Annotated in this window: 19 protein-coding genes and 1 pseudogene; 7 read left to right on the top strand and 13 right to left on the bottom strand. The window is 70.9% G+C overall.

Annotated features, from left to right (window positions below; genetic code table 11):
- Positions 1 to 122: 122 nt before the first annotated feature.
- The gene (locus tag Sdia_RS18600) at positions 123 to 797 is read right to left on the bottom strand and encodes an SMI1/KNR4 family protein (RefSeq protein ID WP_100454194.1); all 675 of its coding nucleotides are present in this window, start codon (positions 795 to 797) and stop codon (positions 123 to 125) included.
- A gap of 258 nt (positions 798 to 1055) precedes the next feature.
- On the opposite strand from Sdia_RS18600, the gene Sdia_RS18595 reads away from it, so the two are divergent.
- On the top strand, positions 1056 to 1970 hold the full coding sequence (locus Sdia_RS18595; RefSeq protein WP_276529955.1) for a peptidoglycan DD-metalloendopeptidase family protein: 915 nt from the start codon (positions 1056 to 1058) through the stop codon (positions 1968 to 1970).
- A gap of 426 nt (positions 1971 to 2396) precedes the next feature.
- On the opposite strand, the gene Sdia_RS18590 is transcribed toward Sdia_RS18595, so the two are convergent.
- From Sdia_RS18590 to Sdia_RS18545, 10 genes and pseudogenes are all read right to left on the bottom strand, one after another.
- The gene (locus Sdia_RS18590; RefSeq protein WP_100454200.1) at positions 2397 to 3329 is read right to left on the bottom strand and encodes a glutaminase; all 933 of its coding nucleotides are present in this window, start codon (positions 3327 to 3329) and stop codon (positions 2397 to 2399) included.
- A gap of 263 nt (positions 3330 to 3592) precedes the next feature.
- Positions 3593 to 3846, bottom strand: a pseudogene (locus Sdia_RS18585) (sensor histidine kinase KdpD); the annotation flags it as partial.
- Between the two features lie 34 nt (positions 3847 to 3880).
- Positions 3881 to 4564: a response regulator gene (locus Sdia_RS18580; RefSeq protein WP_189500243.1), complete on the bottom strand. Its 684-nt coding sequence runs from the start codon at positions 4562 to 4564 to the stop codon at positions 3881 to 3883.
- 93 nt (positions 4565 to 4657) lie between these two features.
- The gene (locus Sdia_RS18575; RefSeq protein ID WP_189500244.1) at positions 4658 to 5329 is read right to left on the bottom strand and encodes a potassium-transporting ATPase subunit C; all 672 of its coding nucleotides are present in this window, start codon (positions 5327 to 5329) and stop codon (positions 4658 to 4660) included.
- A 6-nt stretch (positions 5330 to 5335) separates the two neighbouring features.
- On the bottom strand, positions 5336 to 7444 hold the full coding sequence (gene kdpB / locus Sdia_RS18570; protein WP_189500245.1) for a potassium-transporting ATPase subunit KdpB: 2109 nt from the start codon (positions 7442 to 7444) through the stop codon (positions 5336 to 5338).
- Positions 7441 to 9105 carry a potassium-transporting ATPase subunit KdpA gene (gene kdpA, locus Sdia_RS18565; RefSeq protein WP_189500246.1) on the bottom strand — a complete coding sequence of 555 codons (1665 nt, stop codon included), beginning with the start codon at positions 9103 to 9105 and terminating at the stop codon, positions 7441 to 7443. The genes kdpB and kdpA overlap by 4 nt, the downstream gene beginning before the upstream one ends.
- Before the next feature lie 8 nt (positions 9106 to 9113).
- Entirely contained in the window at positions 9114 to 9203 is a 90-nt protein-coding gene (gene kdpF / locus Sdia_RS18560) for a K(+)-transporting ATPase subunit F (RefSeq protein WP_100454211.1), read from the bottom strand.
- On the bottom strand, positions 9200 to 9460 hold the full coding sequence (locus Sdia_RS18555) for a hypothetical protein (protein ID WP_124287752.1): 261 nt from the start codon (positions 9458 to 9460) through the stop codon (positions 9200 to 9202). Before Sdia_RS18555 ends, kdpF begins: the two co-directional genes overlap by 4 nt.
- A 503-nt stretch (positions 9461 to 9963) precedes the next feature.
- Positions 9964 to 10863: a helix-turn-helix domain-containing protein gene (locus Sdia_RS18550; protein WP_189500247.1), complete on the bottom strand. Its 900-nt coding sequence runs from the start codon at positions 10861 to 10863 to the stop codon at positions 9964 to 9966.
- A 646-nt stretch (positions 10864 to 11509) separates the two neighbouring features.
- Positions 11510 to 12298: a DUF1963 domain-containing protein gene (locus Sdia_RS18545; RefSeq protein WP_189500248.1), complete on the bottom strand. Its 789-nt coding sequence runs from the start codon at positions 12296 to 12298 to the stop codon at positions 11510 to 11512.
- Positions 12299 to 12526: 228 nt separating this feature from the next.
- On the opposite strand from Sdia_RS18545, the gene Sdia_RS18540 reads away from it, so the two are divergent.
- On the top strand, positions 12527 to 14986 hold the full coding sequence (locus Sdia_RS18540; protein WP_189500249.1) for a SpoIIE family protein phosphatase: 2460 nt from the start codon (positions 12527 to 12529) through the stop codon (positions 14984 to 14986).
- Between the two features lie 294 nt (positions 14987 to 15280).
- On the opposite strand, the gene Sdia_RS18535 is transcribed toward Sdia_RS18540, so the two are convergent.
- Positions 15281 to 15793 carry a hypothetical protein gene (locus tag Sdia_RS18535; RefSeq protein WP_189500250.1) on the bottom strand — a complete coding sequence of 171 codons (513 nt, stop codon included), beginning with the start codon at positions 15791 to 15793 and terminating at the stop codon, positions 15281 to 15283.
- Positions 15794 to 16088: 295 nt separating this feature from the next.
- Here Sdia_RS18535 and Sdia_RS18530 point away from each other — a divergent pair, with 295 nt between their 5' ends.
- The 5 genes from Sdia_RS18530 to Sdia_RS18510 all read left to right on the top strand — a co-directional run bounded on the left by Sdia_RS18530 (position 16089) and on the right by Sdia_RS18510 (position 21102).
- Positions 16089 to 16946 carry a TetR/AcrR family transcriptional regulator gene (locus Sdia_RS18530; RefSeq protein ID WP_189500251.1) on the top strand — a complete coding sequence of 286 codons (858 nt, stop codon included), beginning with the start codon at positions 16089 to 16091 and terminating at the stop codon, positions 16944 to 16946.
- A 71-nt stretch (positions 16947 to 17017) separates the two neighbouring features.
- Positions 17018 to 17911, top strand: a complete 894-nt coding sequence (locus Sdia_RS18525; RefSeq protein ID WP_189500252.1) for a beta-keto acid cleavage family enzyme — start codon at positions 17018 to 17020, stop codon at positions 17909 to 17911.
- Positions 17912 to 17938: 27 nt separating this feature from the next.
- Positions 17939 to 18955, top strand: coding sequence for a 3-hydroxyacyl-CoA dehydrogenase NAD-binding domain-containing protein (locus tag Sdia_RS18520; RefSeq protein ID WP_189500253.1), 1017 nt, complete (start codon positions 17939 to 17941; stop codon positions 18953 to 18955).
- On the top strand, positions 18952 to 19431 hold the full coding sequence (locus tag Sdia_RS18515) for a thioesterase family protein (RefSeq protein ID WP_189500254.1): 480 nt from the start codon (positions 18952 to 18954) through the stop codon (positions 19429 to 19431). The genes Sdia_RS18520 and Sdia_RS18515 overlap by 4 nt, the downstream gene beginning before the upstream one ends.
- 753 nt (positions 19432 to 20184) lie before the next feature.
- Positions 20185 to 21102, top strand: a complete 918-nt coding sequence (locus Sdia_RS18510) for a hypothetical protein (RefSeq protein WP_189500255.1) — start codon at positions 20185 to 20187, stop codon at positions 21100 to 21102.
- Positions 21103 to 21200: 98 nt separating this feature from the next.
- Here the strand turns inward: Sdia_RS18510 and Sdia_RS18505 are convergent, their stop codons facing one another.
- Entirely contained in the window at positions 21201 to 22427 is a 1227-nt protein-coding gene (locus Sdia_RS18505; RefSeq protein WP_229831330.1) for a hydroxymethylglutaryl-CoA reductase, read from the bottom strand.
- Positions 22428 to 23080 lie beyond the last annotated feature (653 nt).

Below are 23080 nucleotides of genomic sequence, written 5' to 3'. Positions count from 1 at the left end.
GGCCAGGGGGCCCTGGCCGCGACGGGCGTCCCGCCGTACAGGAGCCGGCCGTCGTGCGTCCCTGAGCGGTGAAGCCTGCGGAACAGGGTGCCGGCGGTCGGTGGCCGGCCGGCCCCGCCGTCTCAGCGTGGGCCGTCGAGAAGGGCTCGCCCCTCGGGGATCCCGCGTGGGTCGTGTGGGTCCACCCAGGTCAGCCCCTCGCACACGGTCAGCGCCGGCCACATGTCCTCGACGCGTCGGCCACCGGGCTCGACCAGGCAGCGGCCTTGCTCCAGGGCGTCGGCCACCGCGCCCAACCACGTCTCCAAGGGCCATCCGGCGGCGGAGCCTGGCGCGAGGAGCTCGGGTTCCAGTTCGATCGTCCACCGGCCCATCGCCCCGTACGACGGTTCCTTCGGACGTGCGTCGACGTAGAGACCGTGCCAGATGTCCCCTGTCACGCACGAGACCGGTACACGTCCCGGCTCTCGCTCCCAGTCACGGGTCTGCATCACGTAGGCGTCCTGCAACTGGTCCAGCCGGTACCACGCCTGTCGCCCCGGCAGAAAGGCCGTCGGCCACCGACTGGCGGCCCCGTCGGGATCGTTGATGCCGTCACTCAGCTGGTACCAGGCGCGCAGCGCAGGTGGGAGGGGCCACCCGATCGACTCTTCCACGGAGGCGATCGCGGCCTCGCCGGCCGGGGGACGCAGCAGGGCCGCGGACGCCGGAGCGTGCGCCCGCAGCCATCTCCCGATGCGCTCCCAGGCCAAGGCGACCTGTTCGGACGCCTCTCTCGGATGTGGGTGATCTGTCATCGCGGCACCGTACCGGTGGGCGACTGGCGACCTCTGCGGTCAGGGGCGCGGTCGCCGGTGGGTCGGTCGAACAGCGGATCCCTGTCGGCGCGGCCGAAAGCTAGGCTCTCGCCACGTACTGACCACGCGAACCCCCCACGACCAAAAGGGTAGATGATGATGCGTCAGCCAGAACGAGGGAACTTCCGGTCGACGAGACGCGTTGCGGCGCGAGCCGTTTCCGGGCTCGTCACCGTGACGGTCCTGGCCACGGGGAGTGTGGCACTGACCGGTGGAACAGCGGCGGCCGAGCAGGGCGCCATGATCGTCCCGGCCGGCGGCACCATCACGGGATCGCCCAACGGCTACTGCCGTTCCGGCAACCCGCACGACGGCTTCGACATCGCGGGCCCGACCGGGGCTTCCGTGAAGGCGGCCGCGGACGGGACCGTCCGGCAGTCCGACCACGCGGCGAGCCCGGGCAACCGGGTGGTGATCGACCACGCGGGCGGCTGGGAGACCAGGTACCTGCACCTGAACTCGCGGGCCGTCTCCACCGGGCAGAAGGTCAAGAAGGGCCAGGTGATCGGCACGATCGGCAGCACGGGGCACTCCACGGGGCCGCACCTCCACTTCCAGGTCGAGCGGAACGACGTGGTGATCCGCGACGCGTCGCTGCTGGACGACTTCCGCTGCGGCTCGACCGTGTCGCAGGGCAGGACCATCGCCTACGCGTTCCCCGGTCTGCCGGGCGGGGGCGGAGCGGTGGACGCCTACCCGAAGCTGCGTGAGGGCGACCGGGGCGATGCCGTCAAGAACCTGCAGACACACCTGGCCGCCGCCGGGCACAGCGTCGAGAAGGACGGGGTGTTCGGCGCGAAGACGCTCCAGGCGGTGAAGGCGTTCCAGAAGAAGATCGGTACGGCGGCCGACGGGGTGGTGGGCCCGAAGACCTGGGGAGCGCTGGTGACCGCCCCGGCCAAGGGCACAAAACTGCGCGAGGGTTCCAGCGGTACGGAGGTCAAGTACCTTCAGCGCGGCCTCAACGCGACCCTGGGAAGGTCCCTCGCCGTCGACGGCAAGCTGGGCTCCGCGTCCAAGGCCGCGGTGGTCGCTTACCAGAAGTCGCGCGGCCTGGCCGCGGACGGCGTGGTCGGCCCGAGCACCTGGTCCGCGCTCAAGTCCGGGCGCTGAGCACTCCCGACGCGCTGATCTTCGAGGTGGGCCGGGCCTCTCCCCGGAGCCGATGATCTGCGCGTCCGCTCTGCCGCGGCGCAAGTCGTGGCAGAGCGCCCCAAGCCGTAGGCGGCGACCACGCCGCCACTGCCCGGCGTCGCGCTGGGCGGATCGCTCCAGGGAGGACCGGCTCCGGTTCCGCCCGGGTCCCCGTGAGCCGCTGTGCGGTCAGGGCAGGCGGCCGGACGAGCGGGACGGCGGCTCCGCGTGGCGCAAGCCGGCGGGGCGTGGGGAGGCGGTTCCCCAGCAGACGCGCTTCTGGCGTGCCGCCTCGACATCGGCCCTGGCGTCCGCGTTCTGCGGCACCGCCTCAGAGGGCCCGCCACGCTCATACGTGACCATCGACAAGCCCGAAGCGTCGCAACCCCTCCAGCCCGGGCGGGGTCAGAACACCGAGAGTCCCGTGAGCGTGGTGAAGAGGTCCAGCGCGGCCACCCCCGCCACGGAGTTGCCCCGTTCGTCCAGACCGGGGCTCCACACGCACAGTGCGCAGCGGCCGGGTACGACGGCGATGATGCCGCCGCCCACCCCGCTCTTGCCGGGCAGGCCGACGCGGTGGGCGAACTCACCGGCGGCGTCGTAGGTTCCACAGGTGAGCATGACCGCGTTGACCTGCTTGGCCTGGCTGCGGGTCAGCAGCCGGGTGCCGTCGGCGCGCACGCCGTGGCGGGCCAGGAGAGTGGCCGCCAACGCGAGGTCGGCGCAGGAGGCGGTGACCGAGCACTGGCGGAAGTACTGGTCGAGCAGGAGCGGCACAGGGTTGTCGATGTTGCCGTAGGAGGCCATGAAGTGGCCGAGGGCGGCGTTGCGGTCACCGCGCGCGGCCTCCGAGCCGGCGACCGCCAGGTCGAAACCGAGGTCCGGGTTCCCGCTCTCGGCACGCAGCAGCCGCAGGAGCCCGCCCGCCGCGTCACCGGTGCGCGTGTGGAGGCGGTCGGTGACGACCAGGGCGCCGGCGTTGATGAACGGGTTGCGGGGGATGCCGTTCTCGTACTCGAGCTGTACCAGGGAGTTGAACGGGTTGCCGGAAGGTTCGCGGCCCACGTGCTCCCACAGCTCGTCGCCCTCATGGGCCAGGTCCAGGGCCAGGGTGAAGACCTTGGTGATGGACTGTGCGGAGAAGGCCTCGCGCCACTCGCCCACCCCGTGGACGGTGCCGTCCAGCTCGGCCACGGCCATGCCGAAGGCGCGCGGGTCACGGGTGGCGAGCGCCGGGATGTAGTCGGCGGACCGGCCCCGGCCGGGCGTCCGCGCGATCTCCTCGGCAATCTGTTCCAGAACCTGCTGATAGTTCATCGTCGACGTCACGGCGCCCATTGTGCTCACTGCTGCGGCTCTCTCGTCGTCGCCGGGTGGTGACGGCCCATGACCCCTGCGGTGGGCCGGTGGGCCGGTGGGCCGGTGGGGCTGACGTCTTCGGAGGGCGGGGGACGGACCGCCGCACGTCGGGCGTTTCGTGGGGATACCGCCTCAGGCCGGGCAGCGGTCCGGCAGCGGCTCGGACGAGCACCGGCCGGCAGTCTGTAGGGCCTCGGACTCGTCATGCGGGTCGGTTCGGTTCACGTCCACCGGTGCCACGGGGGCGCACGTCCCAAGACCGCGTCGCCGCCCGTCTCGGTGAACGCCCTGCCCCGGTGCCCCGGCCGCCGGCGCGGTACGAGTTCCAGTCCGTGCAGCACGGCCTCGGTGCGCGCGGCCGGTCGTGGTGCTCCACGAAGGCGATGACCACGTCGGTGCCGCGCTCCTTCGTGCGGTGTGCTGCGGAGAGCATCGTGCATGGCGTGCCGACGCCTGGTGCCGCCGCGAGGTGGAGGCGGAGCCTTCCGCGTCCCATGATGTCTTCTCGTTCCTCCGTCTCGGGTAGGGGGTCAGGGTTCGAAGCGATAGCCCATGCCTGGTTCGGTGATCAGATACCGGGGGCGGGCCGGGTCCGCTTCGAGTTTGCGCCGTAGCTGGGCCATGTAGACCCGCAGGTAGTTCGTGTTCTCCTCGAAGGCGGGACCCCAGACCTCCCGCAGGAGCTGCCGCTGGGACACCAGGCGACCGGGGCGGGCGACCAGCATCTCGAGCAGATGCCACTCAGTCGGGGTGAGCCGGACGGTGCGGCCTTCGCGATGGACCTTCTTCGCCACCAGATCGATGGTGAACTCGTCCGTGGTGACGGCGGCCGGTGCCTCCGCCCCGGCGGAATCCTGCCGTCGGCGCGTGGCCGCCCGCAGCCGGGCCAGCAGTTCGTCCATGCTGAAGGGCTTGGTCACATAGTCATCTGCTCCCGCGTCCAGGGCTCGCACTTTGTCCTCGGACATGTGACGCGCGGACAGGACCAAAATCGGTACCCGGCTCCAGCTCCGGATCACCTTGATCACTTCGACGCCGCTCATGTCCGGCAGACCGAGATCGAGGACGATGACGTCCGGTTTGAAGGTCGAGGCGAGCCGGAGCGCCGACTCGCCGTCGGTGGCTTGCACGACGGTGTACTCGCGTACCTGGAGGTTGATCTGCAGGGCACGCATCAACTGCACGTCGTCTTCCGCCACGATTACCCGGGGCATGGCTGTGCACTCTTTCCGTGGTTGTGGGACGAACCGGGCGCCGGAGGGGCTCCTGATGCCCCGCCGGTACCCCGGCTCCTTGTCTCCGCTCCGTCAGGCGTGGGTCAGGTCCCTGAGCGCGGTGTTCAGTTCGAGTACGTTGATCCGGGGCTCCCCCATGAAGCCGAGGACCCGGCCCGTGGTGTGCTCGGCGACGAGGCCCTCGACCTCCGCCAGGGCCAGACCGTTCTTCTCGGCGACCCGGTGTGCCTGGAGCTTCGCGTACGCGGGGGAGATGTCGGGGTCCAGTCCGGAGCCGGACGAGGTGACGGCGTCGGCCGGTACGTCGGCGGGCTTCACCCTGTACGTGGGGGTGGAGTTGTCCTTGACCACGGCTGCCTTGGCGTCCTTCACCCACTGGACCAGCTCCTCGTTGTCACCGGAGCGGCTGGTGGCGCCGGAGACGACGAGGGAGTACCGGGTGTTGACGTTGTTGCTGCCGAGGCCGTGGGAGGGGCGGGGCTGGAACCACCTCAGGTCCGGGTCGGGTGACTCCTCGCCGTCCTTCAGCGGGAGGTCGTACCGCTGTCCGATGAGGAAGGAGCCCACGACCCGCCCGCCGGAGTCCTCGATCTCGGAGCCGTTGGCCTTGTCGTTGAACAGGGCCTGGGCGACGCCGGTGACGGCGAGCGGGTAGATCACTCCGCAGACGAGGGTGAGGACGAGCAGGGCTCGCAGACCTGCCCCGAGCACGCGCGCGGTGCTGCTGACGGTGTTGTCGGCCATGGCGGGTCAACCGATTCCGGGGATGAGGGAGAGGAGCACGTCGATGATCTTGATGCCGGCGAACGGGGCAGCCAGGCCGCCGAGCCCGTACAGGCCGAGGTTGCGGCGCAGCATCCGGTCGGCGCTCGCGGGCCGGTAGCGCACGCCCTTGAGGGCGAGCGGCACCAGCGCGACGATGATCAACGCGTTGAAGACGACCGCCGAGAGGATCGCGGACTCGGGCGAGGCGAGCCCCATGATGTTGAGCTTGTCGAGCGAGGGGTACGCCACGGCGAACATGGCGGGGATGATCGCGAAGTACTTCGCCACGTCGTTGGCGATGGAGAAGGTGGTGAGGGCGCCTCGGGTGATGAGGAGTTGCTTGCCGATCCCGACGATCTCGATGAGTTTGGTGGGGTCGGAGTCGAGGTCGACCATGTTGCCGGCCTCCTTGGCGGCAGAGGTCCCGGTGTTCATCGCGACGCCGACGTCGGCCTGGGCCAGGGCGGGGGCGTCGTTGGTGCCGTCGCCGGTCATCGCGACGAGCTTGCCGCCGGCCTGTTCCCGCTTGATGAGGGCCATCTTGTCCTCGGGCGTCGCCTCGGCCAGGAAGTCGTCGACCCCCGCCTCGTCGGCGACCGCCTTCGCGGTCAGCGGGTTGTCACCCGTGATCATGACCGTTCTGATTCCCATCCGGCGCAGCTTCTCGAACCGCTCCCGCGTGCCCTCCTTCACCACGTCCTGGAGATGGACCACCCCGAGGACCCTCGGGCCACGCCCATCCTCCACAGCCACCAGCAGCGGTGTACCACCCGCCTCGGCGATGCGGTCCGTGAGCGCCCGCGCCTCCTCACAGACACTCCCGCCCCGCTCCCTCACCCACGTCACGACGGAACCGCTCGCGCCCTTGCGGATCTTCCGCCCCTCCAGGTCGACGCCCGACATCCGGGTCTGCGCGGTGAACTGCACCCACGCGGCGCCCGTCAGCTCGCCCGGGTCCCGTCCCCGCAGTCCGTACCTCTCCTTGGCCAGCACGACGATCGACCGGCCTTCCGGGGTCTCGTCGGCGAGGGAGGAGAGCTGCGCGGCCTCGGCGAGTTCGGCTTCCCGTACACCCTTGACCACCAGGAATCCGGCCGCCTGCCGGTTGCCCAGGGTGATGGTGCCGGTCTTGTCGAGGAGCAGCGTGGAGACATCGCCCGCGGCCTCGACCGCGCGCCCGGACATGGCCAGGACGTTGCGCTGGACGAGGCGGTCCATGCCGGCGATCCCGATCGCGGACAGCAGGGCCCCGATGGTGGTGGGGGCCAGGCAGACGAGCAGCGCCGCCAGCACGATCAGCGAGGTCTGGTCGTCGGCCCCCGCGTAGATCGCGAAGGGCTTCAGACTGACGACGGCGAGCAGGAAGACGATGGTGAGGGACGCCAGCAGGATATTCAGAGCGGTCTCGTTGGGCGTCTTCTGCCGTGCGGCGCCCTCGACCAGGCTGATCATCCGGTCGATGAAGGTCTCGCCCGGCTCGGTGGTGATCCTGATGACGACGCGGTCGGACAGCACCTTCGTACCGGCCGTCACCGCGCTGCGGTCACCGCCGGACTCCCGGATGACCGGAGCCGACTCACCGGTGATCGCGGACTCGTCGACGGACGCGACCCCCTCGATCACGTCCCCGTCGCCGGGGACGGTGTCGCCGGCCTCGCAGACGACGAGGTCTCCGACGCGCAGGTCCGTCCCCGCGACTCGTTCCTCGCTCGTACCGATGATCCGGCGGGCGATGGTGGCGGTCCTGGCCTGGCGCAGGGTACCGGCCTGTGCCTTGCCCCGGCGCTCGGCGACCGCCTCGGCGAGGTTGGCGAAGATCGTGGTCAGCCAGAGCCAGGCGGTGATCGCCCAGCCGAACCAGTCGGTCGGGTCCGTGACCGCGAGCGCCGTGGTGAGCACCGAGCCGACCAGGACGACGAACATCACGGGCGACTTGGCCATGACGCGCGGGTCGAGCTTGCGCAGCGCGTCCGGGAACGACCTGGTCAGCTGCTTCGGGTCGAGGAGTCCGCTGCCGACACGGTCGTCGGGCCCGTGGCCACCGGCCCGGGGCAGGTCTCCGAGCGGAGTGCGGGCCGGAGCTGGGGTGCTCATGAGGCGAGCCCTTCGGCGAGCGGTCCCAGCGCCAGGGCCGGGAAGTAGGTGAGACCGGTGATGACGAGGATCGTGCCGAGGAGCAGGCCGACGTAGAGGGGCTTGTCGGTGCGTAGCGTCCCCGAGGTCTCGGGCACCGGCTTCTGCTCGGCGAGCGAGCCGGCCAGAGCCAGGACGAACACCATCGGCAGGAGCCGGCCCAGCAGCATCGCGATCCCGATGGTGGTGTTGAACCACGGGGTATCGGCGTCGAGCCCGGCGAAGGCGGAGCCGTTGTTGTTGGCGCCGGACGTGTAGGCGTAGAGGATCTCGGAGAAGCCGTGGGCGCCGGTGTGGGTCATCGAGGTGCCCGGGGTGGGCAGGGCCATGGCGAGCGCGGTGAAACCGAGCACGAGCGAAGGGGTGACGAGGAGGTAGCAGGCGGCGAACGTGATCTGGCGGGTGCCGATCTTCTTGCCGAGGTACTCCGGGGTGCGGCCGACCATCAGCCCGGCGATGAACACCGCGATGATCGCCATGATCAGCATGCCGTAGAGACCGGAGCCGACACCACCGGGAGCGATCTCGCCGAGTTGCATGCCGAGCATCGTGATACCGCCGCCGAAACCGGTGTAGGAGGAGTGGAACGAGTTCACCGCTCCTGTGGAGGTGAGGGTGGTGGCGACGGCGAACAGCGACGAGCCGGCGATCCCGAAACGGGTCTCCTTGCCTTCCATGGCCCCGCCCGCGATCTCGAACGCCGGGCCGCGGTGGGCGAACTCGGTCCACATCATCAGGAGCGAGAACCCGAGCCAGATGACGGCCATCGCGCCGAGGAGCGCGTACCCTTGCTTGAGTGAGCCGGCCATCCGGCCGAAGGTCCGCGTGAGCGAGACCGGGATCAGCAGGATCAGGAAGATCTCGAACAGGTTGGACAGCCCGTCGGGGTTCTCGAAGGGGTGGGCGGAGTTGGCGTTGAAGTAGCCTCCGCCGTTGGTGCCCAACTCCTTGATGGCCTCCTGCGAGGCGACAGCCCCGCCGTTCCACTGCTGCGTCCCGCCGGCGAACTGCCCGACCTCATGGATGCCGGCGAAGTTCTGTATCGCGCCGCAGGCGACCAGCACCAGCGCGCCGACCACCGCGATCGGGAGCAGGATGCGGACGGTCCCGCGCACCAGGTCGGACCAGAAGTTACCGAGCTCTCCCGTACGGGACCGGGCGAAGCCCCGCACGAGTGCCACCGCGACGGCCATACCCACGGCCGCCGAGACGAAGTTCTGCACCGCGAGGCCACCGGTCTGCACGACATGGCCCATGGCCTGCTCGCCGGCATACGACTGCCAGTTGGTGTTCGCGACGAAAGACGCGGCGGTGTTGAACGCCTGGTCCGCATCGATGGAGGAAAAGCCCAGCGACCCGGGGAGCGAGCCCTGAACCCGTTGCATCAGGTAAAGGAAGAGGACACTCACCGCCGAAAAGGCGAGAACGCCGCGCAGATATGCGGGCCACCTCATTTCGGTGGCCGGGTCGGTGCCGATGGTCTTGTAAATCCACTTCTCCGGTCTGTGATGATCCGCGGAGGAGTAGACCTTTGCCATGTGATCGCCCAGTGGGCGGTATGCGAGACCGAGGGCGGCGATCACCGCTGTGAGCTGGAGCAGGCCAGCGATCTGGGGGCTCATACCGGTCCTCAGAACCTCTCCGGGGCGAGGAGGGCCAGGATGAGATGTCCGAGCAGGAAGACGGCCACGGTGAGACCGATGATGTCCTCGACGGTCACAGCTTGGTCACCCCCCGGGCGACGAGAGCCACCAGTGCGAACACCGCGAGTATTGCGACGACGAAGGCCAGGTCGGCCATCGCGAGCTCCTGATTGACGTAAGGAAAGGAATTCGGCCTTCTGGCCATGGAGAGCAAACCCCGGCTTCGTCCCTGAGACAAGCAGCCTTGATGCGGTCCATACGAATACGCGGAATCCTTGACGCCGGCCTGACGCGGAAGGCGGTTGACGCCACGAAGCGTTTCGAGCCGCACCACGGACAGTAGCGACCCGCGCCGCCCTCTCTGGTGCTCGCGTCGCCCGGGGCATGGCGACAGCCCGGCGACGGCCCCGTTTCGTACCGGCTGTGCGCCGATACCGGGCCGCCGGCCAGTCTCGGCACGGGCGGTCCAGCTGCCGCGCAGCTGTCCCGGTGAGCGCCGCCTTCAGGCGGCGGGCGACTGCGGCCGGGCCGAGCGCGGGTTCTCCCGGCCGGCAGGCGACCGCGTGCCCGCCGAGGCGGGGCCCGGCACGGGGACGCCGTGGCTGTCGCTGGTCCGGGCCATCGGCCCGACCACGCGCCCTCCGGTCACCGTGCACGGCCTGATGTGGGCTGGGCGCCAATGCGGCGTGCGGACCGGCCGGTCGAAGCAGCGCTGGCCGAAGCCCCCGGGCCGCGGCTCGCCGGATGGGTCCGTCAGTGAGGTACAGGTCCGGACCTCCGGATGCCCGTACCGCCTCCGCCGGCCATCCGCAGCGCCAGGAGTAGGTCGTGGCCCGGTCACCGTGCCCGGAGAGCGGAACGCAGGGCCTCGGCGAGCCACTCCAGCTCTCCGGTCGCGTCGGGTGACGTCCGCAGCCCGCGGACCCGGGCGCGCAGTCCGCGGTAGCGCTCCGCCTCCGCGGCGAGTCCTGCCTCGACGCTGCGGAGTACGGCGGGCCAGTCGGTGTCGGGGAACAACGAGGTCAGCAGGTCCCTCGCGGCCGGCTCGCGGGGAGAGGTGCCACGATCCCTGGCCTCCGCGACGGTGTGGACGACCTGCCTGGCCCACCAGACGCAGGCGCCGGGTGGACGACCCCGCCCGGGCACAGGCGTGTTGAGTTCCGTCCAGGTGCGCAACCGGGCACGGAAGCCGGAGTCCCCTACCAGTTCGGCCAACTCGATCCAGGCGGCGAGCTGGTCAGGTGTGGGATCGTCCGGCAGCTCGACGGTGTAGGCGTGCATACGCTCGCGGAGACCCGGGTCGTCGAGATCGCCGAACACCTCTTCCTTGAACTCCTCGATGACGCGCTCGCGTTCGGCGCCGGAAAGTCGTGCGAGCCGGTTCAGCAGCGTCGCCTCCTCGGCGGAGGCACCACGTTCCGCCACTGCGGACAGGACTGCCCGGCTCGTCCTGAGGGCACGGATCTGCGCGTCGACCGCGTGCACATGCGCCTCGGCGACCTCTGCCACCGTGCTGCGGCCGCTCAGGACGCCACACACGTCGTCGAGCCCGAGGCCCAGTTCCCGCAGGGCGCGGACCAACTCGGCGCGTGCCACGGAGAGGGGATCGTACAAGCGGTAGCCGCTCACGGAGCGGGCCACGGGCGGTATCGCTCCTTCGTCCGACCAGTAGCGCAGCGTCCGTACCGAAAGCCCGGTGAGGCGCGCGAGCTGACCGATGGTGAATGTCTCGTCCATGAGCGAGATCCTGAACCCTCCAGTGGCGGGAGACTCAACTGCCACGGCCTCGTGCGGGGCCGGTCCCGTCCGCGCCCGAGGGCGATCGGGCTCGCGGGTCTTTCGTGGTCACCCGCCCTCCTCTCCCGGGTCACCCGCAGCGGGACCGTGACCGGCTAACGCCGCGGCTGCGGGGAGGTCCTTCCGGCGTTGCTGACCGACCCGAGATCTGTGAGACCTGTGATCGCGGTGTCAGCGGACCTCACCAGGTCGGCGAAGGCGTCGGCCTCGCCGAGCCGGGCGCGTGGCTGAAGGCGTCCCCAGACCCCCGCTCCTGCCCGTTCGCGCGCGGCGCGATCGGCGCTGGACGCGACCGGCACGACGTAGGGCACCGTCGGCCTCTGCCCGCCAGAACTGTTCCGGTTCGGCCCCGGGCCGTCGCTCAGCGCGTGCTCCAGCCGGGCGCAGTCCGTGAACCGCGGCCTTGGCCGCGCCGGGGAGCCCCGGCCGCCGGGCGCCCGGCGCCGTACGGCTCCTGTGGCCCGGCGCCAGGGTGATTCCCATGGACCAGCCGTCGCCCACGGCGTGGTGGGGGCCGCCACCAGACTCCATCGAGCAGGCCCCTGCCGCGCCAGTCGGGAACCGGCAGGGGCGCATTGCCGCGGTGTCACATGTCGACCCAGAGATAGGCGCGGTCGAAGCGGAGAGAGGCCAGGTCTGTGCGGCGGATCAGCCAGCTGATGATGCCCTGGTCCAGTTGCTTGACCTCCTCGCCGCAGCGCCAGGTGGCCAGCAGCACCCAGTTCTCGGCGTCCTCCGGTTCGTCCTCCCGGACGCTGTCCAGCGGGTCGCAGTTCAGGGCGATGGTGTTGCCGCCAAGCGCGAGGGTCCACATGGGCCACAGGCCGCCGGTGCTCGTCCAGGCGCCGTCCATGTCTTCCACGAGTCGCGTGACGCGGTCGAGTTCCTCATCGTCCAGGTCGTCGCCCCACTTCGCTGAGGCGTAGGTGTCCGTGTCCGGTGTGGAAGTACCGAACCATGCCATGCGCAGGTCGTGCGACGGGTACGCGTCGTACCAAGAATCGGCAGGACGTGCGGTCGTCCGAGTGCCGGCGGGGACGTAGCGCACGATGTCGGTTTTCGAGCCGTAGAAGCTCACGTTCGGCTCGGCGAAGAACAGCAGGTGGCCGTCGGCGGGCAAGGGGAGCCCGGTGTCGGACGGCAGCAGTGAGCAGTCGACGGTGGCGACCAGGGGGGCGGTCGGGGTCGGTGCCTCTCGGGGCAGCAGCGCGTCCCCGCCCAACCGTGCCGCGACGGGCCCGTCACCCTTGTACGTCCAGAAGACCGCGGGCTTGACAGCCTTCAGCCACTCCTCCGTCTCGTGGGCCGGCAGTCCCCGGGAAGCGGCTTCGGCGCGGAAGCGATGCACTCGGTCGGTGTTCCTGTGTTCGATCATGGGCGCACTCTATGGGCCGTCTCGGACACGATCTCCGTGAGCGGGTCTCGGTTCAGGTACGCAGCTTCGCCGGAGTCTCTGTTCGTGGTGCTCAACGCGCCTCCAGCGGGCTTACCCGGGCTAACGGCCTGCTTGCCGACGGGCTGCGACGTCTCACGGTCCGTGTCCGAGCCCCCGCCTGGCGTTCCCGGATTGCCGCCCCCCTCACTGGTGCCTCAGGCTGGGAAGGTGAGCACTGTCGGCCATGGACGCCCTTCCTGGCGCGGAGACGACCCCTGGGGGCGGGCCCCGGACGAGGGAGCCACCGCCCGGGTCCTCCTGGACGGCTCCGGCCGGATCACGCACTGGAACGACGGCGCCCAGCGGCTGCTGGGTCACACCGCGGCGGAGATGCTGGGCCGCCCGGCCCGCGAACTCCTCGCCGACCCCTCCGCCACCGCCCCGTGCGGCGACGAGCGGCGGCTGCGCTGGAAGGGCACCGTGGACCTGCGGCACCGCGACGGCCGACGGCTGACCGTGCGGCTGTTGGCCCACTGGCTTCCGCGATACGAAGGTCACCCCGACGGGTGGCTGCTCGTCAGCCCGCTGGCCGGGGCCGAGCGCACCGTGGAGGACGACCAGCTGCCCCGCCCGGCGTTCCTCTACGCGCCCAACGCCCTCGCCCTGTACGACACCGGCGTCCGGCTGCGGCGGGCCAACCGCGCGATGGAGGAGGTCATCGGGCTCACCGAGGACGAGGCCCGCGGGCTGCGGCTGTCGGAGATCGGCGGCAAGCCGCAGAGCGTCGAACTGGAGGAGCAACTGCGCCAGGTGATGGAGAGCGGCAGGCCCAGGGACGTCCGCACCCGGCTGCGCAGCGGCGGCGAGTCGCGCGAGCACGCCTGGCTGGCGCGGATCGCTCCGGTGTGGGACGCACAGGGCGAGCTGGTGGCGGTCGCACTGTCCGCCGTCGACATCACCGACGAGGCCCGGGCGCAGGTGCGGCTCCAACTGGTCAACGACGCCACCCGGCGGATCGGCAGCACTCTGGAGGTCGGCCGCACCGCCCAGGAACTGGTCGACGTGTGCGTGCCCCGGCTGGCCGACTTCGGCAGCGTGGACCTGCTCATCACCCCGCAGCCGCACAGCGACACCCCGCCGTCGCTCGGCGTGCTGACCCTGCGCCGGGCCGCGCACCGCTCCACCCGGGAGGACACCCCCGAGGCGCTGGTGGAGACCGGGCAGGAGTGGGACCACGCCATCGCGTCCTCGCCGGTGCGGGCCGTGCTCACGGGTGAGTCGCTGGTGCTGCACAAGGACGATCAGGCCTTTCGCGCCTGGGCGGAGCAGGAACCGGAGCGAGCACGTCACGCCAGGGAGCTGGGGGTGCACTCCATCCTGTCCGTGCCGCTGTCGGCGCGCGGGGTGACGCTGGGGGTCGCGCAGTTCCTTCGGTACCGGCGCCCGGATCCGTTCACGCCGGACGACGTACTGGTGGCCCGGGAGATCGTGGCCCGGGCCGCAGTGTGCCTGGACAACGCACAGCGTTTCACTCAGGAGCGGGAGACGGCGCTGGCGCTCCAGCGCAGCCTCCTGCCGCGGACGCTCCCGCAACGCAGCGCCGTGCAGGTCGCCTCCCGCTATCTGGCGGCGGCCGGGCGGACCGGTGTGGGCGGCGACTGGTTCGACGTGATCCCGCTGTCCGGGGCGCGGGTGGGACTGATCGTGGGCGACGTGGTGGGGCACGGGGTGCAGGCTTCGGCGACCATGGGCCGGCTGCGTACCGCGGTACGCACGCTCGCGGACGTCGATCTGCCCCCGGACGAACTGCTCACCCACCTGGACGACCTCGTGCTCCGTCTCTCCGACGAGACCGGGGGAGAGGAGCCGGCCGGGGACATCGGCGCGACCTGTCTGTACGCGGTCTACGACCCGGTCGCCGGCGGCTGCACGGTAGCCAGGGCCGGGCATCCGCCCCCCGTCCTGATCGACCCGGAAACGGGTGGCGGAACCACCATGGAGCTGCCCGCTGGGCCGCCGCTGGGTCTGGGTGGGCTGCCGTTCGAGTCAGCGGAGTTCTCGCTGCCCGAGGGCTCGGTGCTGGCGCTGTTCACCGACGGCCTGGTGGAGCGCCGCGACCGGGACATCGACGAGGGCTACCGACTGCTGCACGAGGCGGTGGCCGCCCCGCCGACCGCCTCGCTCGACGCCCAGTGCGGGGCGGTCATCGAGGCGCTGCTGCCGGGCGGGGCGCCGGACGACGACGTGGCCCTGCTGATGGCGCGCACCCGGGTGCTGGACGCGGCGCACGTGACGACGTGGGAGATCCCCGACGACCCGGCGAGCTGCGGTACCGCCCGTAAGGACATCGACGAGCAGTTGACACGGTGGGAGCTCCAGGAAGCGGTGTTCACCACCGAGCTGGTGGTCACCGAGCTGATCGCCAACGCCATCCGGCACGCGTCCGGCCCCATCCGGCTGCGGCTGATCCTGGACCGCACGCTCATCATCGAGGTCTCCGACACGAGCAGCACCGCCCCGCACCTGCGCCGGGCGGCCGGTTTCGACGAGGGCGGACGCGGGCTGATGCTGGTCGCTCAGCTGACCCAGCGCTGGGGCGCCCGGCACTCGACCGACGGCAAGACCATCTGGGCGGAACTCCAGCTGCCGGACAGCTACGCGGGGTTCGACGGAGCGGCCACTCGTTGAACCGTGATCTCGTCCAGTTCGCCGACGACGCTCCGCAGCCGCCTGCTCCGGTCAAGAAGCCCCCTTGGACCTCATCCGGCGCGTGACTGATGCCGACCCCGGGCTCCGGGCCGGGACAGGAAGTGACGGGCCGGCCCGGTGCCACGGTGCCAGATGCCCCTCACCGTGACAGCCCTGGTCGCAGGGTCTCCCATGGCGACCCGGGCCCCGTCGGCAAGGTCCGACCCCGCGTCGTGCCGCGCGCCTCCGGGGCGGGCCGAAGGGGAGAAGCCCTCACCGCGGCCAGGGCGGCGGTCAGCCGCACTCGGCGGAGGCACGGCCCTTCACGATCGCCTCCTGGGTGAGCCACAGGCCGTCGATCTTGGGAGAGGGCACCATGTCGAGCGTCCAGTGCCACAGGTTCGTCGGGCCCGGGTCGCCCGTGAAGGTTTCACCGCTCGCCTCTTGCTTGCCCTTGACCTTGCTCTCATCGCTGCAGAAGGTGACGACGTACCCGTCCTTCTTCCCGGGCCGCACCTCGGCGCGGCTGTGCTGCCGCTCGCCGGCAATCGTCAGGCCGCCGTCGACGTAGACGCCGATCCGGGCCTTCGCGTACTTCTCGGCCTGGCTGCCGGTCACGGCGTAGTAGCCGTACGCCTCCGACTCGGGGTCCGGCTCAGCGATGCCGAAGACGGTGGACTTGGCGCAGAGCTGGGCGTCCCGGAGAGCCGCAGCCTGGTCGGGGTCCTTCAGCTTCGTCTCCTCGAAGGTGACCTTGAGGTCGGCCGGCAGCTTCATCTCGGGCCCGGGCGGCGGTCCCGACAGCATTGTCGCCCCTGTCGAACGGATGACCTGGGGGCGGTGTCACCGGGTCCGAAACGTGCCGTCTGAGGCGCTGGTCAAGGGCTGCCCGCCGCCCGGCGCCGGCGTTCCGTCCGGGCCGTGACGGTCTCGTCGGAGTGCGGACGAGCCTGGCACCGGCAGACGGCTTACACCTCAAGGCCGCAGGAGACGTTGCCTCTCTGACTGATTCATCAGTCAGGACCTCAATCTGCTCTCTTAACAGCTACTCCACCCTCCTCGGGTGTTGAGATTATCGCAACGCACTCCTAGGGTGTTGCCTGTGAAGAGCGACGAGGGCCCGACGAGCGCACCGACTGCCGACGCCGCCGTTCGCGTCCGTGCGGTCATCGCGAACGCGGGCGTCAGCCAGCGCGAGTTCGCGCGCCGTGTCGTGATGGACCCGTCCAAGCTCTCGCGTGCGTTGAGCGGCACCCGCCGCTTCACGGTCGCGGAACTGGCGCGGATCGCAGACGAAGGGCGGGTCGACGCCGACTGGCTGCTCGGCAGCCGGCCACGCGAGAAGGGAACGGCGCCCGCCGTCGGCATCGAGGGCGGGCGACCGCTGCAGATCGTCCGCGAGACGGTCCGGCTGGTCGCGGAGCGCGGTTTCCGCGCGGTGCGGGTCGCCGACATCGCCCGCGCCTGCGCCACCAGCAGTGCCGCGATCCACTATCACTTCCCGGGCCGCGCCGAGCTCCTGGAAGCAGCCGTTCGCTGGTGCATGGACGAGGACACCGCGCGCCGTGCTGCCCACCTCGCCGAGGCGGACGACGCGGCGGCGGAGCTGCGCCAGCTCATCGCGCTGCAGACGCCGCGCACCGCTCAGCAGCGCCGCCAGTGGGCGGTGTGGCTCGACCTGTGGGCCGAGGCCGCCCGCTCCACGGCGGTGGGCCGACTGCACTCCGAGTACTACCGGCAGTGGCGGGAAACCGTCACCGACGTCCTGCGCAGGGGCGTCGGGCAGGGGGTGTTCCGCGCCGGGATCGATCCGGATGCGGCGGCACTGACTCTGACCGCTCTGATCGACGGCCTGGCGACCCACGTCCTCTCGGCGAGCGGGCCGTCCTCCGCCACGGCCGCCGACGCGATGCACGCGACACTGACGGCCCACGTCACCCACACGATCCTGGCTCCGTAGCCCAGAAGCCACGGAAGCCCCGCCCCCTGCCCCGCCATCGCCGCGGAGACAAGAATCCGGGAGGCCTCCACATGCCCATGACCGAGAACGTCATCATCACCTGCGCGCTCACGGGCGCCGGCGACACCGTCCGCAAAAGCCCCCACGTCCCCGTCACCCCGGAGCAGATAGCAAGGAACGCCGTGGAGGCGGCCGCCGCCGGAGCGGCCGTCGTCCACATCCACGTGCGCGACCCGGAGACCGGCGGCCCGTCCCGCGACCCGAAGCTCTACCGGGAGGTCGTCGAGCGCATCAAGGAGACCGGCACCGACATCGTCATCAACCTCACCGCCGGGATGGGCGGCGATCTGGTCATCGACCCGGACGACCCGCTCACCCACCTCCCCGGCACCGACCTTGTCGGCGGTCTGGAGCGCCTGCCGCACGTCGAGGACCTGCTTCCCGACATCTGCACACTGGACTGCGGCTCGCTCAACTTCGGCGACGGCTCCAATCTCTACGTCTCGACGCCCGACATGCTGCGTGCGGGCGCACGGCGAATCCAGGAGCTGGGCGTACGGCCCGAGCTGGAGATCTTCGACACGGGCCAGCTCTGGTTCGCCAAGCAGTTGCTCGCTGAGGGGCTGCTCGACGACCCGACCGTGTTCCAGCTGTGCATGGGCGTCCCGTGGGGCGCGCCGGCGGATCCGGGAGTGCTCCAGTCGATGGTCAACATGCTGCCGGACGGTGCGCGTTGGGCGAGCTTCGCGCTGGGACGGACGCAGATGCCGTGGGTCGCGCAGTCGATCCTGCTCGGCGGCCACGTCCGCGTGGGCCTGGAGGACAACCTGTACCTCGGCAAGGGGAACAAGGCGACCAACGCCCAGCTCGTCGAGCGTGCCGTGACCCTCACCGAGTCGATCGGCGCACGTGTCGCGACACCGGACGAGGCCCGCGCCACGCTCGGCCTCAAGACGCGCAAGTAGTCCGCGGTGACGACGAAGGGCCCCCTCATGACCTCACCCGAGAAGACCTCGCCCGACCCGACGTCCCCGAAGACGACGTCATCCGGGATCACCCCTCCGGAGAACGTCCGCCGCGTGGCCTGCGTCGGCGCCGGAGTCATCGGCGGCGGCTGGGTCGCCCACTTCCTGGCGCGCGGCTACGACGTGACCGCCTGGGACCCCGCGCCCGGCGCCGCGCAGAAGCTGCGCCGCCTGGTCGACGCCGCGTGGCCGGCGCTCACCTCGCTCGGCCTCGCCGAGGGCGCGTCGGCCGACCGGCTCACCGTTGCCGCGACCCTCGAACAGGCCGTGGCCGACGCCGAGTTCGTACAGGAGAGCGCGCCCGAGAAGCTCGACCTCAAGCGCGATCTGCTGGCCCGTCTGGACGCGGCCACGCCGCCCGGCGTCGTCATCGCCTCCTCCACCTCCGGCTACCCGATGACCGACATGCAGACCACGGCCGCCGATCCGTCGCGCCTGGTCGTCGGCCACCCGTTCAACCCGCCCTATCTCATCCCGCTCGTCGAGGTCGTCGGCGGTGAGCGCACCGACGCGGCGGCGGTCGCCTGGGCCGCCCGCTTCTACGAGAGCGCGGGCAAGTCCGTCATCACGATGGACAACGAGGTGCCCGGCTTCATCGCCAACCGTCTCCAGGAGGCCCTGTGGCGCGAGGCGCTGCACATGGTCGCCAACGGCGAGGCGACGGTCCGCGACATCGACCTGTCGATCACCGAGGGGCCCGGGCTCCGCTGGGCGGTGATGGGGCCCATGCTGACCTTCGCGCTCGCCGGCGGCGAGGGGGGCATGGCGCACATGCTGGACCACTTCGGCCCGTCCCTGAAGTCGCCTTGGACTCGCCTCGAAGCGCCGGAGCTGGACACGGAGTTGTACGACGCCGTGGTGACGGGCTGCGACGAGGCCGCGGACGGCCGCACCATCGCGGACCTGGTGGCCGAACGGGACCAGGGGGTCATCGAAGTGCTGCGCGCCACCGGCCGTCTGGGGCGCGAGGGGGGCGCCCGATGACGAGGCTCCCTCTGTTCCACAGCACGGTCCGCCCGGAGTGGATCGACTACAACGGCCACATGAGCGAGGCCTTCTACGTCCTCGTCTTCGGTCACGCCACCGACGCGCTGATGGATGAGACGGGCCTGGGCTCCGGCTACCGCGAGTCCACGGGCTGCTCCCTCTACACGGTCGAGTCTCACATCCGCTTCCTCCAGGACGTGCCCGACACCGCACACCTGGCCGTCCGCACCCGCGTGCTGGGGGCGGCAGTCCGCAAGGCGCACTTCGCGCACGAGATGTACCTGGTGTCCGACCCGGCGTCGGAGCCGGCGTCCGCCGCGGCTCCGGTGGCGACGACGGAGCTGCTCGCGGTCCACGTCGACCAGCGGGCGGGCCGGGCCGCCGCGTTCCCGGACGCGGTCAGGCGCCGTTTCACCGAGCTGACCGAGCCGGCTCCGGTCTGGGCGGGCCGCTCCATCGCCGCCGTGGCCTGAGGTGTACAGGGGCTCGAACCGCGTGTCGGGCCCCTGTGCCTCCCCGGCGCCATCACCGCCGGGGCGAACAACTCCCGCGCGACGCGCGCCTGCTGGGTCGACCCGTCCGTCCGGGTGAAGGCGACTACCGGCCTCCTCAGCCATCCGATGCCGACCTGGCGAAGCCTGGAAGGTCACTCACTCCCCTCGCTGACCGTGATCGTCCACGACCCCGTCGGCCGCCCGGCAGAGGCCGAAGCCGCATCGCACCGAGTCCTGGCCGCACGGCCGCGGACCTGTCGCCGTCATCGCGCCCACACCACTGCCCGGCTCGCCCTCGCCCAGCTCCGTCACGGCGACGCCGAGCAGATGTGCGCGACCGGCGGCCGCCTCTTCACCAGCACGGCCGACAACCCACGGCCGGGCCGACTACGCTTGCTCATCGGCGACTTCCGAAGTCACCTGGTCGCTCACGCCTTCTCCGCGCGCGTGGCTCATCCTCGTGGGCGTCGCGGTGTTGGTCCCGGGCGCGGTGCTGCGGGAACGACAGGGCTGTCCGGCCCAGCCGATGAGGCGATGGGGCCAGGCGGCGTCGGAGCGCGACAGGATCGGCACCTTGACCTCGCGCGCTGAAGGACGAGCACAGCAGCCTGTCATCCGCAGTAACTACAGTGAACAGAGAATGAGGCCCCGTGCGGTGGGACGCGGTGCCTGGGGGAGGGGACCGAGATGGCCAGGAATCCGTGGATACCGCGACCGACGTCCGCTGTCGCGGTGATCAACCCTGACGCGCCCGAAGCCGACAAGCAGCTTCTGCGGACTGCTCGACGAAACCCGGCCGCTCTCGACCTTTCCGGCTCGGGCGCACCGACCCACACCAAGCGCATCGTGGTCGCCGTCGTCTCGACCACCGCCTTGGGGGCCTACTTCGTCACGCATCGTTTCGGCTCCAGCGACCGCCCGATTCCGGGCGTGCTTCTCGCCAGGATCCATGACGCCCTCTCCACCGCCGAGACCGTCATCGGGTGGGGGGCTCTGGTCGCCGGAATGGCCACCGCGGCGTACGGGGTCCTCCTGGTGACCGGCCGCGCCCGCAGAAGGCGGCTGACCGAAAGGTACTGGGCGGCCGTCCGCGACCACGTCGTCGATCCGGAGGAGCTGACGGACGAGTGCCGCGGGCTCCTGGCACGTGGCCAGAAGGCGACCACCACGGTCATGAGATCGCGCGTCCACCGCCACGGCCTGATCGACAAGGCCCACAACGAGGCGGCACTGCCTCGCCAGGAATGGGAGCTCGCCACCACTCTGCGCGACTACAGCCGCCTCGCCGGAGCCGAACCCGGCAAGCCCGCCGGCGCCGAGGTCGTCACCCTCCTCCAGCGGCGACGCGACGCCCTGCGGGCAAGCCTGGACGGCGTCGAACGGCGCGTTGTGGCCCTGGAGAAGTACGCCGACCAGGTTGTGGAAGCCGACCGGCGGTACGAGGAATGGAAGCAGATCGAGGAGCTGTCCGAGGACGCGGACGCTGTACTCGATCTCCTTGCCCGGACGGCGCGGGACGACATGGCCGTGGCCGAGATCGAGGGACTGACCGGCCAGGCCGCTGCCGTGGCGGAGAGCCTGACGACCGCGCTGGAATCCGCGAGGAAGGCCGCCTTCGTCGCCCTGCCACCGCCGGCGGCCACAGCCTGACCACTGCACCGCAGAAGCCGGTGGGGGCCGGGGCCGGGTATGAGCCGATCAGGCAGGCGCTCCTGGCGGTCGGAGTCGCCGAGAGCGCGCGTCGTGTTTCAGCGGGCCCCGCCTTCGGCGCTCGCCTCACGCTCCTGTGTGTGAACGTCCGGTGGGGGCGACAGCGGCCCTGCTGCCTCCGTCACCGGGCCTTCGGCGCCGGCCGACGGTGTGACGTGGCGCCCGGTGTCGCTCTGGTGAGGCAGCCTGTTGCGCCCGAGACGTTCGTGCGCGCTGGCGAAATCGTCCGATACGGCCGCGGAGACCGTCGACAGGTCCAAGGCCAGAGCGAAGCCCGCGATGATCTCCGCCAGCCGGACGGCACTTCCCGGGCCGGTGCATCCCATGAGCGCCAACATCTCGTGCTGCGTGGGCAGATGGGTGCCGCCTCCGACCGTGCCGAGTGCCAGACCCGGCAGGGTCATGCTCGCGTGGACCCCGTCCCGCGTGCGTTCGAGGACGAAATGGCCCATGCCCGACTCGTGGACACAGGCGATGTCCTGGCCGGTCGCGGTGAAGATCGCCGCCACGACGTTGGCCGAGTTCGCGTTGGAGCCCAGCATCGCGCTGTGGACCGCCCCGGCTGCGATGTGCTGATACCCGCGCACCAGCTCGTCAGGGGTGGTTCTGAGTACCCGTTCGATCACACCTGTCGGTAGTACGCAGTCAGCGGCCACCCTGATGCCACGGCCCTCCGCCATGGCCAGGGCTGACGCCTTCTTGTCGCCGGACGAGTTCCCTTCGATGAGGAAGAATTCGAGTGCGTCATCCGTGACCAGGTGCGACTGCCGCAAGATCCACTGGCACGCGTGCCAGGTACAGACAGTCGTCATGTTCTGCCCTGCGGCATCCCCGGTGGTGTACCTGAACCTCAGGTGAACGGCCCTGCCCAGGATCACGGGTTCGATCGAGACGAGCACCGCATGGCTGGAGACCTGCCGGACGGCCGTCCGGAGGTCGCCGATGTGCTGGGGGACCGTCGCGGCGAAGCGGCTGGCGTCTGCCAGGCGGGAGAACGCGAAGACCGGGGCACGCGTCATCGCCTGTGAGACCGCGTGAGTGCTGACGCCGCCCGCCATCGTGACGGCCAGGGCCCCACGTGTCGCTGACGAGACCAGGGCACCTTCCGTGGTCGCCAGAGGCGCGTACCTCTCACCTCGGACGTTCGTCCCGCAGAACAGCAGGGGCCCGGCCACTCCGATCGGGATCTCGACGGCGCCGACGAGCCCTTCGATGTTCCCGGTCAGCTTGCCGGCATCGAGCCGTGTGTGCTGTAGAGAGTTCAACGTTGACTGGGTCCTTGCACGGAGCCAGCTCAGCCTTTGCAGGCGCGCCGCCTCCGTGTAGACCCCGCGCGCGGGCACGAACCCCCCGGGAGGGCGCGGCGGAACGGGCCGACCGGAAGCTTCTCCGGAACTCATACAGCAGCACCCTTCTTCTGCGGCGGTCCGACCGGGGGAGAGCGGTTCACACCGCTGGTCGCAGTCGGGGCGAGGAGTGGCCCCGTCCACAACGCGTCTGCGGGGGGACCCTGTCGCCAGACCGGCGACGTGACGTTCCGGGCAGGGACTTGGCTTCGGACGCGCTCACACTGCTCCCCACCCCCGTGCCCGGCGGCAGGCCCGGTGCCAGCTCAACGACACGGCTGCCCACCGGTTACGCGAGTTCACCCCGCGGCAGCTCCCGGCACCCCCGCAAGAGGAAGGGCGGCACCCACGGCCCGAACCCGGGCGACGAGGTGGAGTGACCTCTGCCCGCCCCAGGACACGGGACGGCGCGGAAGCCGGTGCTCTGCCGCGCGCGATCGTCGGATGCGCACCGGGCAGGCACAGACCGCACGGAGCGCAGGAAATTCTCGACGTGCTGCTGACCTTCTTGCACCGGGAGGCGGGCCCGGCGGGCGCCCCCGTCCTCCTGCTGCCGCACGGGTGTCCGGCAG

The organism is Streptomyces diastaticus subsp. diastaticus, from assembly GCF_011170125.1.
GTDB classification, from domain to species: Bacteria; Actinomycetota; Actinomycetes; order Streptomycetales; family Streptomycetaceae; genus Streptomyces; species Streptomyces diastaticus.
The sequence above is the reverse complement of the archived record's forward strand: the minus strand, read 5'-3'. Positions and strand labels throughout refer to the sequence as shown.